Here is a 13,767-nt window from a genome sequence, read left to right as displayed (position 1 = left end):
CCGCGCCGGGCACGGACGAGGCCCGGCCCCGCATGCTGCGGGACCGGGCCTCGGTGGTGCGGCCACGACGGGCCGGACGGGATCGATCAGCGGTAGGTGACGAACCCGGTCGGGCTGCCCCAGATGTCGCGCTCGACGACCTCCTGCTGGGAGCCGGACGCGTCGATGATCTTGCCGTCGCCGGCGTAGATCGCGACGTGGCCCGGGTAGGTCACGAGGTCGCCGGGCTGGGCCTCGGCCTCGGAGATGCTGCGTCCCTGCTCGGCCTGTGCGCCGGAGGTGCGCGGCACGTCGATGCCGGCGGCCTCGTACGCGTAGGCGACCAGGCCGGAGCAGTCCATGCCGCTCATCGAGGCGCCGCCCCAGGAGTACGGGGTGCCGATCGCCGAGCGGGCGGCGTCGACGACCGAGCTGCTGCTGTCGGCCGTCGGCACCGAGGTCGCGCCCGGTGCGGAGGTCCCGCCCGGGGCGGCGGACTCGGAGGAGTCCCCGTCGAGCGCGCCGTGGGTCTCGGTTCCCACCACGCCGTCGATCTCCAGGCCCTGCTCGGACTGGAAGCTCGTGACCGCGTCGTGCGTCATGGAGCCGAAGTACCCGGTCTCGGGCAGATCGGCGCCCTCCGCGTTGAGCGCGGCCTGCAGCGCCTCGACGGCCTCGCCGGAGTCGCCCTGGCGCAGGGTCTCCTGCCCGGCGTCGGAGGTCTCCTGCGCGGGAGCGGACTGGGTGGTGCTGGGTGCCTCGTCGCCGCCGGCGAGGCCCTGGTCGTTCGCCATCGCGGCGGAGCCGCCGGTGAAGGCCGTGCCGACGAGGACGGCGCCGAGGACGGCGCTTCCGCCGAGACCGCGGGCGGCGCGGTGGCTGGTGGCGAGGGGGGTGACGGCGCGGCCGTCGGCGCGATGAGTGTTCAGACGTGCCATGGGTGCGAATCGTTCCTTTCGATCTCGTGCGGGGAGATCGAGCTGTGATCGGTGGTCCGTGCATCCCGCGGCGAGGGCCGGTGCGGGCGATGCGGGATCCACCGTAGGAGTCGCCCCCGAGGCCTGAGGACCGCTTTGAACGAGTCCGGCGTCGGGATTTGCTGAGCATTGACGTCTGGGAGGACGTGGGTCACGGAATCGGGGTTCGTTTGACCTTCCGGCATGGCCCGCGCCACGTAGGGAGGATCTGCTTCACGTCGTCGGACGCCGCGGGCCGACGGACCGATCCACGTTCCTGTGAGCTGCCTCTCGCCTCGTCCGGGCCACAGCGGTGCTTCTGGCCGTGAATGTTTCGGCATATGACGGTGTGCTGGCGTGCAGCGCCTCGTCCGCAGAATGATGCCGACATGACCAGCACGGTGTCTGCGCAGCCCGCCCCCGACACGCGCTCCGCCGCCCCGGAGCGCCCCGGAGGGCTGCCTCCGCGCCCGCACGGCGTGCGTCTGGACGAGGTCGCCCGCTCCTTCGATTCCCCGCAGGGACGCCACGACGTGCTGCGCGGACTCGACGTGGAGCTCGGCTCGGGGGAGATCCTCGCCGTGGTCGGCCCCTCCGGTTGCGGGAAGTCCACCCTGCTGCGCCTGGTCGCCGGCCTGGACCGGCCCAGCGGCGGCGAGATCCGCATCGGCGCCACGGCGATCCGCGGCACCGACGAGCGCACCGCGGTCGCCTTCCAGGAACCGCGCCTGCTGCCCTGGCGCACCCTCGAGCAGAACGTCGCCCTCGGCCTGCCCCGCGGCACCGGAAAGCGCGAGGGCCGGGAGCGGGTGCGGCATCTGCTGCAGCTCGTCGGCCTCGAGCACGCCGCCGCCCAACGACCCCGCGAGGTCTCGGGCGGCATGGCCCAGCGCACATCGCTGGCCCGGGCGCTGGCCCGCAGCCCCGAGGTGCTCCTGCTGGACGAGCCCTTCGGCGCCCTGGACGCCCTGACCCGCCTGCGCATGCAGGACCTGCTGCTGGAGATCCACGCCGCCGAGCCCACCACCGTCGTGGTGGTCACCCACGACGTGGAGGAGGCGCTCTACCTCGCCGACCGCGTGCTGCTGCTGCGAACCCTGCGTGAGGCCGGCCCCGACGCGGGCTCCCTCGTCCGCACCGTCGACGTGCCCGGCTCCCGCCCCCGCGACCGCGCCGACCGCGCCCTGGCCGCCCTCCGCGTCGAGCTGCTGGCCGGTCTCGGCGTGCAGGCCCACCAGCCCACCCCCACCGCAGCCACCCCCACTGCGTCCACCCCCACCGCAGCCACCCCCACTGCGTCCACCCCCACCGCAGCCACCATCACGGAGAACCTCTCATGACCCACCGGATCAGCCGCCGCACCGCCACCGCCCTGGGACTGACGGCCGCGGCCGGGATGGGCCTGGCCGCCTGTGTGCCCGGCGAGGGCTCCGAGACCACCGGCGGCAGCGCGGGGGAGTGGTCCACCGGCGAGCTCACCATCGACTGGGCCACCTACAACCCGCTCAGCCTGGTGATCCGCGACCAGCAGCTGCTCGAGACCGCCCTGGGCGAGTCGGTGACCGTGTCGTGGGTGCAGTCGGCCGGCTCCAACAAGGCCAACGAGCTGCTGCGCTCGGGATCGGCCGACGTCGCCTCCACGGCCGGATCGGCCGCGCTGCTGGCCCGCGCCAACGGCTCCCCGATCAAGGTCATCGACATCTACTCCCAGCCGGAGTGGTCGGCGCTGGTCGTCGGCCCCGACAGCGACATCACCGGCCCGGCCGACCTCGCCGGCCGCTCCGTCGCCGCCACCAAGGGCACCGACCCGTACTTCTTCCTGGTCCAGGCCCTGGCCGAGGCCGGCCTCACCGTGGACGACGTCACGATCCAGCTGCTCCAGCACGCCGACGGACGGGCCGCGCTGGACGGCGGCTCCGTCCAGGCCTGGGCCGGGCTGGACCCGATCATGGCCGCCGCCGAGGTGGAATCCGGCGACCAGCTGGTCTACCGCAACGTCGACTTCAACACCTACGGGTTCCTCAACGCCACCGAGGACTTCATCGAGGACCACGCCGATGTCGCCCAGGTGGTGGTCGACGCCTATGAGCAGGCCCGCACCTGGGCGCTGGAGAACCTCGACGCCACCGCGCAGCTGCTGGCCGACGCGGCCGGGATCGACCTCGAGATCGCCACCACCGTGATCCAGCAGCGCTCCAACCTCGAGGTCAGCGGCGTTCCGGGCGACGATCAGCGGGCGGTGCTCGAGGCGATCTCCCCGATGCTCGCCGACTCCGGGGACGTCGCGGGCGGGGCCGACGCCCTGGCCGACGCGGTCTCCTCGATCGTCCACCCCGACTTCGCGAACGCCGCGGTGGAGCAGCAGTGACTGCCGCCCTCGACCCCGACGTGACCCGCACGCCGGCGAGCACTCCCGCACCGGCGGGGCCCACCGCGCCGGACGGGGCCGTCGGACGCCGCGCCGCCGTGTGGGAGCGCCCCGGTGCCCGCCTCGCCGCCGGGGCCGTGCTGCCGCTGCTGATCCTGATCGCCTGGCAGGTCTCCACCGCCACCGGCCTGGTCCCCGCCTACCGCCTGCCCGGTCCGCTGGCCGTGGTCCGCGCCGGGGCGCAGCTGATCGAGCAGGGCGAGCTCGGCCTGCACATCGCCATCTCCGTCCAGCGCGTGCTGATCGGCTTCGCGGCCGGGGCCGTCGCCGGTCTCGCGGTCGCCGCGGTGGTGGGCCTGTCGCGGGCGGGCGATGCGCTGCTGAACCCGACCCTGTCCGCCCTGCGTGCGGTGCCGTCGCTGGCATGGGTGCCGCTGCTGATCCTGTGGCTGCAGATCGGCGAGGAATCGAAGGTCACGCTGATCGCGATCGGCGCCTTCTTCCCCGTGTTCACCACCGTCGCCGCCGCCCTGCGCCACATCGACCCCCACCTGGTGGAGGCCGGGCGCTGCTTCGGCCTGCGCGGCTGGTCCCTCTTCCGCACCATCCAGCTGCCCGCCGTGGTGCCCTCGGTCGTCTCCGGGCTGCGCCTGGCACTGGCCCAGGCCTGGCTGTTCCTGGTCGCCGCCGAGCTGATCGCCTCCTCGATGGGCCTGGGCTTCCTGCTCAACGATTCCCAGACCACCGGCCGCGTGGACCGGATCCTGCTGACCATCGTGCTGCTGGCCCTGCTGGGCTCGGTGAGCAACGCCCTGCTGGGCCTGGCCGAGAAGAAGCTGCTGAGGAGGTGGACATGAGCGTCACCGCCGGCCCCGAGGCCCGCCTGATCGAGTCCCGCACCTACCCGCCGCCTCCCGCCGTCACCGCGCGGGCGAACGTGGACGCGAGCATCTACCGGGCGGCGTCGGACGATCCGATCGCCTTCTGGGAGGACGCCGCGCGGCGCCTGCAGTGGCGCACCCCGTGGCACACCGCCCACGAGTGGGACCCGCCGACCCCCGATGCCGCGACCGGCGCGCTGAGCGTGCCCGCCGCCCGCTGGTTCGTCGGCGGCCGGCTGAACGTCGCCGAGAACTGCGTGGACCGTCACGTGCGCGCCGGCAACGGCGCCCGGGTCGCTCTCCACATCGAGGGCGAGAGAGGCGACCGCGAGTCCGTCACCTACGCGGACCTCCAGCGGCGCGTGTCCCAGGCCGCCAATGCGCTGATCGACCTCGGGATCGGCCCCGGCGACCGCGTCGTCGTCTACCTCCCGGTGCTGGTCGAGACCATCGTCATCACGCTGGCCTGCGCCCGGATCGGCGCCGTGCACTCGCTGGTCTTCGGCGGCTTCAGCGCCGAGGCGGTGCGCTTCCGTCTGCAGGACACCCGCGCGAAGCTCCTGGTCACCTCCGACGGGCAGTTCCGCCGGGGCCGGGCCGCGGAGGTGAAGTCCGCCGCCGATACAGCCGCCTGCGGCCTCGACCACCTCGAGCACGTGCTGGTGGTGCGCCGGACGGGGGACGACATCGCCTGGACCGAGGGCCGCGACGTGTGGTGGCACGAGAGCGTCGGCGTCGCCTCCGCGGACCACGTGCCGGAGGCCTTCGACGCCGAGCACCCGCTGTTCATCATCTACACCTCCGGCACCACCGGGAAGCCCAAGGGCCTGGTCCACACCTCGGGCGGCTACCTCGCCCACACCTCCTGGGCGCACTGGGCGCACTTCGACGCGAAGCCCGACGACGTCCACTGGTGCACCGCGGACCTCGCCTGGGTCACCGCCCACACCTACGAGATCTACGGCCCGCTCTCCAACGGCCTCACCCAGGTGATCTACGAGGGCACCCCGGGCGAACCCTCCCGCGAGCGGCACCTGGAGATCATCGAGCGCTACGGCGTCACCGTCTACTACACGGCCCCCACCCTGATCCGCACCTTCATGTCCTGGTTCGGGGACGAGCTGCCCACCGGGCACGACCTGTCCTCGCTGCGGCTGCTGGGCACCGTCGGCGAGGCCATCAACCCCGAGGCCTGGGCGTGGTTCCACCGCACCTTCGGCCGCGGCGAGCTGCCGATCATCGACACCTGGTGGCAGTCCGAGACCGGCGCCGCCATGCTCGCCCCGCTGCCGGGCGTGACCACGCTGAAGCCCGGATCGGCGACCGTGCCGCTGCCCGGCATCGACCTGGCCGTCGTCGACGAGACCGGTGCCGAGCAGCCCCCCGGGGTGGCCGGCACGCTGGTGGCCCGTCGGCCCTGGCCCGGCATGGCCCGCACCGTGTGGGGCGACCCCGAGCGCTACCGTGACTCGTACTGGGCGGACTACGCCGGCCGCGGCGAGCACGGCGGCTTCTACGTCGCCGGGGACTCCGCGACGGTCGACGCCGACGGGTGCTTCTGGATCCTCGGCCGCCTCGACGACGTCGTGAACGTCTCCGGGCACCGTCTGTCCACCATCGAGATCGAATCCGCCCTGGTCGCGGACCCGTCGGTCGCCGAAGCCGGCGCCGCCGGGGTGGACGACGCCCTGACCGGCCAGGCCGTGGCCGTGTTCGTCATGCCGAGCGGCGGAGACGGGGCGCTGCGGAGCGGGACGGTGCCGGACTCCGCGGCGCTGGATCCCGCCGCGCTGCGCGCCCGGGTGGCCCGCGAGATCGGCCCGATCGCCAGGCCGAAGCACATGATCGAGGTGCCGGATCTGCCGAGGACCCGCTCCGGCAAGATCATGCGCCGCCTGCTCGCCCAGCTGGTCCACGCCGAGCGAGACCGTCGCGCCGGCCGCGCGCCGCAGCCGCTGGGGGACATCACCTCCCTGCAGAACCCCGAGGCCGTCGACGCCGTCGCCGCAGCCCTCACCGCTCTGGCGGCGCACGACCCCGCCGTCGCCCCGCCGGGCTGACAGAGCCCACCGCACGACCCTGACCGACCGATCGATCCAGGAGGACCCATGACCACCACCGTCCCCACCTCGAGCTTCGAGACCCCGCTGAAGTTCGCCTACTGGGTGCCGAACGTCTCCGGCGGCCTCGTCGTCTCCACCATCGAGCAGCGCACCGACTGGCAGCTGCCCTACAACTCGCGCCTCGCCCAGATCGCCGAGAACTCCGGCTTCGAGTACGCGCTGACCCAGACCCGCTACGCGGCCAGCTACGGCGCGGACAGGCAGCACGAGGCCTCCGCCTTCTCCCTCGCCCTGCTCGCGGCCACCCAGCGCCTGCGCGTGATCGCCGCCTTCCACCCCGGCATGTGGCATCCCGGGGTGCTCGCCAAGTGGCTGATCACCGCCGACCACCTCTCCGACGGTCGCGCCGCCGTCAACATCGTCTCCGGCTGGCTGAAGGACGAGTTCACCAAGTTCGGCCTGCCCTGGCTGGAGCACGACGAGCGCTACGTGCGCACCGAGGAGTTCATCCGCGCCCTGCGCGGCCTGCTCACCGAGAACGGCTACAGCCAGGACGGCGACTACTACTCGATCGACGACTTCACCCTGAACCCGGGGCCCGTCGACGTCCCCGGCCGCCCGCACCCGGAGATCTTCTTCGGCGGCAACTCCACCGCCGCGCAGGGCGCGGCCGGCCGCGTCGCCGACTGGTACTTCTCCAACGGTCGGACCCTCGAGGGCTACGAGGAGAACGTCGCGGGGGTGCTGGCCTCCGCGCAGCAGGCCGGCCGGCAGCCGAGGTTCGGCCTGAACGGCTTCGTCATCGCCCGCGAATCCCGGAAGGAGGCGGAGGAGACCCTGCGCGAGATCGTCGCCAAGGCGCACCGCCCCGCCGTCGAGGGCTTCCAGAAGTCCGTCCAGGAGGCCGGCGCCTCCACGAAGGACGGCAAGGGCATGTGGGCCGGCTCCTCCTTCGAGGACCTCGTCCAGTACAACGACGGCTTCAAGACCCGCCTCATCGGCACCCCCGAGGAGATCGCCGACCGCATCATCGAGTACAAGAAGGTGGGTGTGAACCTCATGCTGACCTGCTACCTCCATTTCCAGGAGGAGGTCGCCGCCTTCGGCCGCGACGTGCTGCCGATCGTGCGGGAGAAGGAGGCGGACCTCGCCCGCGCCCGCGGCACCGAGCTGAACACCGAGCTGCTGCCCGTCGCCCCCGGCGTCAGCGCCGAGGAGGCCGCGGCCGCGACCGTCGAGACCCTGCCGGCGGACCACCCGGCGAAGGCAGGGGCGGCGGCATGAACGAGCAGACTCCGTCGGCCCCGGAGCGCAGCTTCGGCTTCCGCACCCGCGCGCTGCACGCGGGCGGCACCCCCGACGCCGTCCACGGTGCCCGGGCGGTCCCGATCTACCAGACCACCTCCTTCGTCTTCGACGACGCGGCCGACGCGGCGAACCTCTTCGCGCTGCAGAAGTACGGGAACATCTACTCGCGCATCGGCAACCCGACCGTCGCGGCCTTCGAGGAGCGCATCGCCTCGCTCGAGGGCGGCATCGGCGCGGTCGCGACCGCCTCGGGGATGAGCGCCGAGTTCATCACCTTCGCGGCGCTGGTCGGCGCCGGAGACCACGTGGTCTCCTCGGCCCAGCTGTACGGCGGCACCGTCACCCAGCTCGACGTGACCCTGCGCCGGTTCGGGGTGGAGACCAGCTTCGTCGCCTCCTCGGACCCGGAGGACTTCCGCGCGGCCTTCCGCGAGGAGACCAAGGTGCTCTACGTCGAGGTGATCGGCAACCCCTCCGGCGAGATCGCCGACCTCGAGGGCCTCGCCGCGGTGGCGCACGAGCACGGCGTGCCGCTGGTGGTCGACGCGACGCTCGCGACCCCCTACCTGGTGCGGCCGCTCGAGCACGGGGCGGACATCGTCATCCACTCGGCCACCAAGTTCCTGGGCGGTCACGGCACCACCCTCGGCGGCGTGGTCGTCGAGTCAGGCCGCTTCGACTGGGGCAGCGGGAAGTTCCCCTCGATGACCGAGCCGGTCGCCTCCTACGGCGACATCCGCTGGTGGGACAACTTCGGCGAGTACGGCTTCCTCACCAAGCTGCGCTCCGAGCAGCTGCGCGACATCGGCCCCTCGCTGTCCGCGCAGGCCGCCTTCCAGCTGCTGCAGGGCGTCGAGACGCTCCCGCAGCGCATGGACGCCCACCTCGCCGGGGCGAAGGCGGTGGCGCAGTGGCTCGAGGCGGATCCGCGCGTGTCCTACGTGACCTGGGCCGGGCTCGACTCGCATCCGCATCATGAGCGGGCCGCGCGGTACCTGCCGCTGGGCCCCGGCGCCGTCTTCGCCTTCGGGGTGCAGCCGGTCGGCGAGTTCGCGAGCGAGACGGAGCAGGCCGCCGCGGCCCGCGCCACCGGTGAGGCGGTGATGGAGAACCTGCAGCTGGCCTCGCACCTGGCGAACATCGGCGATGCCCGCACGCTGGTGATCCACCCGGCCTCGACCACCCACCAGCAGCTCTCCGAGCAGCAGCTGATCGAGGGCGGGGTGCGTCCGGACCTGATCCGGATCTCGGTGGGCCTCGAGGACATCGAGGACATCCTGTGGGATCTCGACCAGGCGATCACGGCGGCGACGGGAGTGCAGCGATGACGGACACGGCACAGCAGACCCAGCGGACCTGGCAGGGCCCGTCGGCCCCGGAGCGGCTCGGCATCCTGCGGCGCGCGCGCTCGATCGCGATCGTCGGCGCCTCGGCGAACCCGACGCGGGCCAGCTACTTCGTGGCGACCTACCTGCTGGCCAGCTCGCCCTACGAGGTGTACTTCGTCAATCCCCGGGCCGAGGCCATCCTGGGCAGGCCCGCCTACGACTCGCTCGCCGACCTCCCCGTGGTCCCCGACCTGGTGGACGTGTTCCGCAAGGACGCCGACCTGCCGGGCGTGGCGCAGGAGGCCGTGGACGTCGGCGCCGCGGCGCTGTGGCTGCAGCTCGGCTCGTGGAACGAGGAGGCCGCCGCGCTCGCCGAGGGTGCGGGTCTGGACGTGGTGATGGACCGCTGCGTGAAGATCGAGCACGCCCGCTTCCACGGCGGACTGCATCTGGCGGGCTTCAACACCGGCGAGATCAGTTCCAAGAAGCAGCGGGTCAGCGGCCGCCGCTGAGCGTACGATCACGCATCAGGCGCGGGTCGGGGATCACCTCGGCCCGCGTTCTGCTGCGCGGGGGCGGTGACAGTCACTCCAGCGGGCGGGAGAAATCGATCGTGATGCCGGGGGCGGCGGCGATCCGCACGCACGCCGAGCGCTCCCCGAAGTCCATGTCCGTCGGCTCTCGAACAGCAGCGGCGCCCCGGGAGACAGCCTGATCGAACGCCGCGTCGACGTCTTCGCACACCATGTGGACAACGACCCCGCGCGAGGGCTCCTCGCCGTCGCTCGGGGCGTTGAGCCACAGCGGGATGCTGCGCGGTGCGGTCAGCGAGGCGAAACTGCCGAAGTCGGCCTCGATGCTCCAGCCCGCGACGTCGCGCAGGGCGATCGCGGCGGCGGACGGGTCCTCAAGGACGAGGGTGAGGGCACGGATCCCGGTCATCGGGCGACTCCTTCGTCGGGGTATGAGATCGGGGCCAGAGTAGTACGGAGTACGTGAGGCCGGGCCGAGCTGTGGAACGATCTGCCCTCTGCGGATCACGGCCGACGAATCAGCAGCAGTCCTCCACGCACTGATCGAGACACTGCTCATGAGGAGGTCGTTCACCCCTCCATCTGGATCCCGAGATGACTCGCGAAGGCCGGAGCCAGCGCCGTGACCTGCTGGGCGTCGAGCGTCGCCCCTTTCATGCCCTCGAGGTTGCCGATCGCTCCCATCTCGAGTCCTCGCAGATCCACGTCCGCCAGCCGCGCGTGGGCGAGGGAGACGCTGCCGGCGCGGCAGTTCACGAAGGCGACGCGGGCGGCGGTCGCCCCGGTGAGGTCGAGCTCCTCGATCACGCAGTCCTCGAACAGCACGTCCTCGAGGGTGGAGGCGCGCAGATTCAGCCAGTCGAGCTTGCTGCCGACGACGCGGGTCGAGCGGATCTCCGTGTCGTCGATGTCCAGCGCACCGATCCGGGAGCCGGTCAGCTCCACGTCCCTCCAGGTGGAGCGCGTGGCGTTCAGGACCGGCGCATTCAGCCGATCGATCCGGGACTCGATCAGCCGGGCGTGCCGCAGGACCGTCTCGTGGGCGGTGACGCCGAGCAGCTCGCACTCCGTGAAGGTGGCCCCGGTCAGATCGCGGCCGGAGAGATCCCTGCCGGAGACCCGCACGGCGTCGTACGTGTCCTGGGCGCGCAGCTCGTCGGCCTCGAGATCCTGCAGCTCGGGCAGCACCAGCCGCTCGAGGACGGGCCGACGGGTGGTGGAGCGGGTGCGCATGGGACTCCTCGGGGAGGTCGGGCGTGCGAGTCTGTGACGATGGAGCCTCGATCCTCTCAGCCCCCTCCGTCGGCCGACGGCGGAACCTGCGTGTTCTGCGCGCTGCTGGAGGGGCGCGGGACCGCTGCGTGGATCCACCACGGGGACCGGGCGTCGGCGCTGCTTCCGCTGCCGGACAGCAGTCTGGCTCCGGGACACTGCCTGGTGATCCCCCAGGCGCATGTCGTCGGGATGCAGGATGCTCCGGCCGACGTGCTGCAGGCTGTCACCTCGTGTGCCCAGGATCTCGCCCGAGGCATGCAGACGGCTCTCGGAGCGCACGGCGTCAATGTCCTCCATGCCAGCGGAGCGGCAGCGGGGCAGTCCGTGGGTCATCTGCACCTGCACGTCGTCCCGCGCTGGGAAGGAGATGGGCTCGAGACGTGGCCGGAAGGACGATCGGCGCACGTGGCCCCGGCGGAATGGCTCCCTGCGCTGCGGGCCGAGGTCGCGCGGTGAGCCCGCTCGCGCTGGTCGACGCGACGACCGACGACATCGGCGCGCTGGAGCAGGGAGAACGATCGGGCGCGGCGACTGTATGAGGCCCTGGGGTTCTCGGACTCGGGATGCGGGGACGAGCAGGGAGCGGTGCTGGTGCGGAGCACGGCGAACGGCCCGAGTTGAGTGACGACCCGTGACCCGTGGGGGCACTGCCGATCACCCGGCGACGCTCCGGCAGGATTCGAACCTGCGGCCCACTCCTTATGGGGGAGATGCTCTACCGGGCTGAGCTACGGAGCGATGCGTCGATCGCTGGCGACGCGACTCCATCGTCGAGGCTCGGGCCGACCGCTGTCGAGCGTCCTGTCATCAACGGACGCATGCGGACGCGGGGCGTCGAGAACGGTCATCGGGGGTCGCGGGGGTCGCGGAGGTCGCGGCGGTCGCGGAGGTCGCGGGGGTCGCGGAGACCGCGGGGGACGCAGTGCGAACCTTCCTCCACACAGGGTCGTTATCCACAATGCGCTGGTGGCGGGGGAGCGGAGTTCAACAATGTCTTCGGACATGAACACGTTGCCGTGCCCGAAGTGCGCAAGCACCATCATTGATCATGCCTTTCCTCCACAGGGGGTGGTTATCCACATTCGGCAGCTGATGAGCAGCGTCTGCCACGACCGGACCGTCGATCGTGCGACCCGCTCGCGCGGTGACGAGTGCTGCGACCTGCGGAGATAGGGAGGATCGCGTGCTTCCAGGGGGAGCGGTCGACTGGAGGTGCGACCTCGGATGGAGGGCAGATGACAGGCTGCGTCGCGACGGTCGAGTCTCGACAGTCGCACGCCGAAGGTCGGACTCGACATCGTCATCTTTCCTCCCCGCAAGAGGGTTTTCCACATTCGCTCTCGCGGGCTTCGATTGTCAGTGCCTGAGCGCATCATGGAGGCATGAACGATTTCGCGCAGGAATTCGATGCAGCGGGGGCCGAGGATCCGACCCGGCAGCTGCTCGATGCTGTGCGCGGAACCGGACCGGCCGCACTCGCCGAGCTGCTCGGAGACCAGGGCTTCCTGCTCGCCGAACTGGCCACCGATCCGGGTGGCCTCTTCACGACCCCCGGAGCCACGTCGGACCAGTACTCCGCCGTGATCAAGCGCCTGCAGGAACAGCGCGCCGCGATGGACGCCCTGGAGATGCGAGCCATGGTCGGCCACGCCGATGCGACGCGCGCCGAGCTCCGCGCCGAAGCACTGGCCGAAGCCGCGCAGGAGACCGATGCCGCCGAGTCGGAGGCGATGACCGAGATCCGGGCCGAGAACTCCACCGCCCGCGACGTCTCGATGAGCACCCGGCGGGCACCGGCCACCGCGAGCCGTACTCTCGCCGCGGCACGCCGTCTGGTCGACTCGATGCCGGAGATGCTCACGGCGATGGCGACCGGGCGACTCACCGCCACCGGCGCCCGATCCACCGCCACCTCGCTCGGACCGCTCACGCCTGTTCAGCGCGAGCACGTCGATGCGATCCTCGGCGCCCGACTCGCGGAGCTGGACAGCTGCGGGTCCGAGCAATGGAACGGCGCCGTCGCCGCCGCGATCGCCGAGGCCGATCCCGACGGGGAGGCGAAGCGCCATCACCACGCCCGGCGGCATCGCAGCGTGACCATGCGGCGCGGGCAGAACGGCATGGCGTCCATCCGCGCTCACGTGCCCGCCCTGGCGGCGAACACGATCCGCAAGCGACTCTCCCTCGAAGCGGAGCGACTCCGTGCGACGGGGGATCGGCGCGGGCATCAGCAGATCCAGGCGGATGCCTTCGTCGACACCCTCCTCGGCGCGGAGGACGGGATGGACCGCACCGACCTGGACATCGGCGTGATCATGACCGATCGCGCCCTGCTCGATCCGCAGCGCGGGGACCTGGCACACATCGAGGGGTACGGCCCGGTTCCCGCCGAGGCCGTCCGGGAGGACCTCCGCGGTCCCCTGCGCGCACTCAGCAACCAGGCCGCCGACGAGCTCGGCGGGGACGACGGAGCCGCCGCCCGCCTGGCGTTGCGACGGCTGTACACCCACCCCACCACCGGAGAGCTGGTCGCCGTCGAGTCGGTCGCGCGCGAGTTCCCGAATGGGCTGGCGCGCTTCATCCGCTGGCGGGACCAGATCTGCCGTGGGCCGCACTGCGATGCGCCCATCCGCCAGAGCGATCACATCCGCCCCCACGCGGCCGGCGGCCACACCTTCCTCGACAACGGGCAGGGTCTGTGCGCCTTCTGCAACGACAAGGAGAACCAGACCAGCTCCGTCGAGCGTGATCGGAGCAAGCCCGGCCACCGGGTGCGCTGGACCAGCCGCAACGGCACCACGCGGACCACCGGTGCCGCACGCTTCACGGCGCCCATCGAGATACCGGCCGCCCCCGACGCGACACCGGCCGCCCCCGACGCGACACCGACGGCCTCCGACGAGACAGCACCGGGCCCCGTCCAGTCAGCACCCGGCCCCGTCGAGACGACGACCTCCCCGGCGGAAACTCCCGAGGCAGGGCCCACCGACGGAACACCCGGTGCTGCGTCCGAGGCCGCTGGCGGGGGTCCCACCACGGAGCCGGCGGTCACCGCAGGGGGATCGATCGTCACCGA

11 protein-coding genes, 1 tRNA gene and 1 pseudogene are annotated in these 13,767 nt (G+C 72.1%); 9 read left to right on the top strand and 4 right to left on the bottom strand.

The genetic code is table 11. The annotated features are described in order from the left end of the window. Positions 1 to 86: 86 nt before the first annotated feature. Complete coding sequence (locus JOF44_RS09170) at positions 87 to 917, bottom strand: C40 family peptidase (protein ID WP_209890047.1); 831 nt, start codon at positions 915 to 917, stop codon at positions 87 to 89. 407 nt (positions 918 to 1,324) lie between these two features. On the opposite strand from JOF44_RS09170, the gene JOF44_RS09165 reads away from it, so the two are divergent. From JOF44_RS09165 to JOF44_RS09135, 7 genes are read left to right on the top strand one after another with little or no spacing between them, the layout of a single operon-like run. Next, positions 1,325 to 2,275, top strand: a complete 951-nt coding sequence (locus JOF44_RS09165) for an ABC transporter ATP-binding protein (RefSeq protein ID WP_209890044.1) — start codon at positions 1,325 to 1,327, stop codon at positions 2,273 to 2,275. Then, positions 2,272 to 3,303 (top strand): aliphatic sulfonate ABC transporter substrate-binding protein, encoded by a 1,032-nt coding sequence (locus tag JOF44_RS09160; RefSeq protein WP_209890041.1) that lies wholly within the window; start codon positions 2,272 to 2,274, stop codon positions 3,301 to 3,303. Before JOF44_RS09165 ends, JOF44_RS09160 begins: the two co-directional genes overlap by 4 nt. Further along, positions 3,300 to 4,160, top strand: coding sequence for an ABC transporter permease (locus tag JOF44_RS09155; protein WP_342591735.1), 861 nt, complete (start codon positions 3,300 to 3,302; stop codon positions 4,158 to 4,160). The genes JOF44_RS09160 and JOF44_RS09155 overlap by 4 nt, the downstream gene beginning before the upstream one ends. Further along, positions 4,157 to 6,244, top strand: coding sequence for an acetate--CoA ligase (gene acs / locus JOF44_RS09150; protein WP_209890038.1), 2,088 nt, complete (start codon positions 4,157 to 4,159; stop codon positions 6,242 to 6,244). The genes JOF44_RS09155 and acs overlap by 4 nt, the downstream gene beginning before the upstream one ends. A gap of 48 nt (positions 6,245 to 6,292) precedes the next feature. Further along, entirely contained in the window at positions 6,293 to 7,531 is a 1,239-nt protein-coding gene (sfnG, locus tag JOF44_RS09145; protein ID WP_209890035.1) for a dimethylsulfone monooxygenase SfnG, read from the top strand. Then, positions 7,528 to 8,883, top strand: a complete 1,356-nt coding sequence (locus JOF44_RS09140) for an O-acetylhomoserine aminocarboxypropyltransferase/cysteine synthase family protein (RefSeq protein ID WP_209890032.1) — start codon at positions 7,528 to 7,530, stop codon at positions 8,881 to 8,883. Before sfnG ends, JOF44_RS09140 begins: the two co-directional genes overlap by 4 nt. Further along, positions 8,880 to 9,395, top strand: coding sequence for a CoA-binding protein (locus JOF44_RS09135; RefSeq protein ID WP_209890029.1), 516 nt, complete (start codon positions 8,880 to 8,882; stop codon positions 9,393 to 9,395). Before JOF44_RS09140 ends, JOF44_RS09135 begins: the two co-directional genes overlap by 4 nt. Positions 9,396 to 9,468: 73 nt before the next feature. Here JOF44_RS09135 and JOF44_RS09130 read toward each other — a convergent pair whose 3' ends face one another. Further along, entirely contained in the window at positions 9,469 to 9,825 is a 357-nt protein-coding gene (locus tag JOF44_RS09130; protein ID WP_209890026.1) for a VOC family protein, read from the bottom strand. Between the two features lie 161 nt (positions 9,826 to 9,986). Further along, complete coding sequence (locus JOF44_RS09125) at positions 9,987 to 10,649, bottom strand: pentapeptide repeat-containing protein (RefSeq protein WP_209890023.1); 663 nt, start codon at positions 10,647 to 10,649, stop codon at positions 9,987 to 9,989. Positions 10,650 to 10,688: 39 nt separating this feature from the next. On the opposite strand from JOF44_RS09125, the gene JOF44_RS09120 reads away from it, so the two are divergent. Beyond that, complete coding sequence (locus tag JOF44_RS09120; protein ID WP_209890020.1) at positions 10,689 to 11,147, top strand: HIT family protein; 459 nt, start codon at positions 10,689 to 10,691, stop codon at positions 11,145 to 11,147. A gap of 208 nt (positions 11,148 to 11,355) precedes the next feature. On the opposite strand, the gene JOF44_RS09115 is transcribed toward JOF44_RS09120, so the two are convergent. Further along, positions 11,356 to 11,429 (bottom strand) — tRNA-Met (locus JOF44_RS09115). 644 nt (positions 11,430 to 12,073) lie between these two features. Here JOF44_RS09115 and JOF44_RS20690 point away from each other — a divergent pair. Beyond that, positions 12,074 to 13,366: pseudogene (locus tag JOF44_RS20690) on the top strand (DUF222 domain-containing protein); the annotation flags it as partial. Between the last annotated feature and the right edge of the window lie 401 nt (positions 13,367 to 13,767).

Origin of the sequence: Brachybacterium fresconis, from assembly GCF_017876515.1 — a bacterium.
GTDB lineage: Bacteria > Actinomycetota > Actinomycetes > Actinomycetales > Dermabacteraceae > Brachybacterium > Brachybacterium fresconis.
Note: the sequence above shows the minus strand (reverse complement) of the source record. Positions and strands in the feature narration are given on the sequence as shown.

Coding starts and splice junctions, on each gene's coding strand:
- JOF44_RS09170 (WP_209890047.1), bottom strand. CDS start 917: ATGGCACGTCTGAACACTCATCGCGCCGACGGCCGCGCCGTCACCCCC.
- JOF44_RS09165 (WP_209890044.1), top strand. CDS start 1,325: ATGACCAGCACGGTGTCTGCGCAGCCCGCCCCCGACACGCGCTCCGCC.
- JOF44_RS09160 (WP_209890041.1), top strand. CDS start 2,272: ATGACCCACCGGATCAGCCGCCGCACCGCCACCGCCCTGGGACTGACG.
- acs (WP_209890038.1), top strand. CDS start 4,157: ATGAGCGTCACCGCCGGCCCCGAGGCCCGCCTGATCGAGTCCCGCACC.
- sfnG (WP_209890035.1), top strand. CDS start 6,293: ATGACCACCACCGTCCCCACCTCGAGCTTCGAGACCCCGCTGAAGTTC.
- JOF44_RS09140 (WP_209890032.1), top strand. CDS start 7,528: ATGAACGAGCAGACTCCGTCGGCCCCGGAGCGCAGCTTCGGCTTCCGC.
- JOF44_RS09135 (WP_209890029.1), top strand. CDS start 8,880: ATGACGGACACGGCACAGCAGACCCAGCGGACCTGGCAGGGCCCGTCG.
- JOF44_RS09130 (WP_209890026.1), bottom strand. CDS start 9,825: ATGACCGGGATCCGTGCCCTCACCCTCGTCCTTGAGGACCCGTCCGCC.
- JOF44_RS09125 (WP_209890023.1), bottom strand. CDS start 10,649: ATGCGCACCCGCTCCACCACCCGTCGGCCCGTCCTCGAGCGGCTGGTG.
- JOF44_RS09120 (WP_209890020.1), top strand. CDS start 10,689: ATGGAGCCTCGATCCTCTCAGCCCCCTCCGTCGGCCGACGGCGGAACC.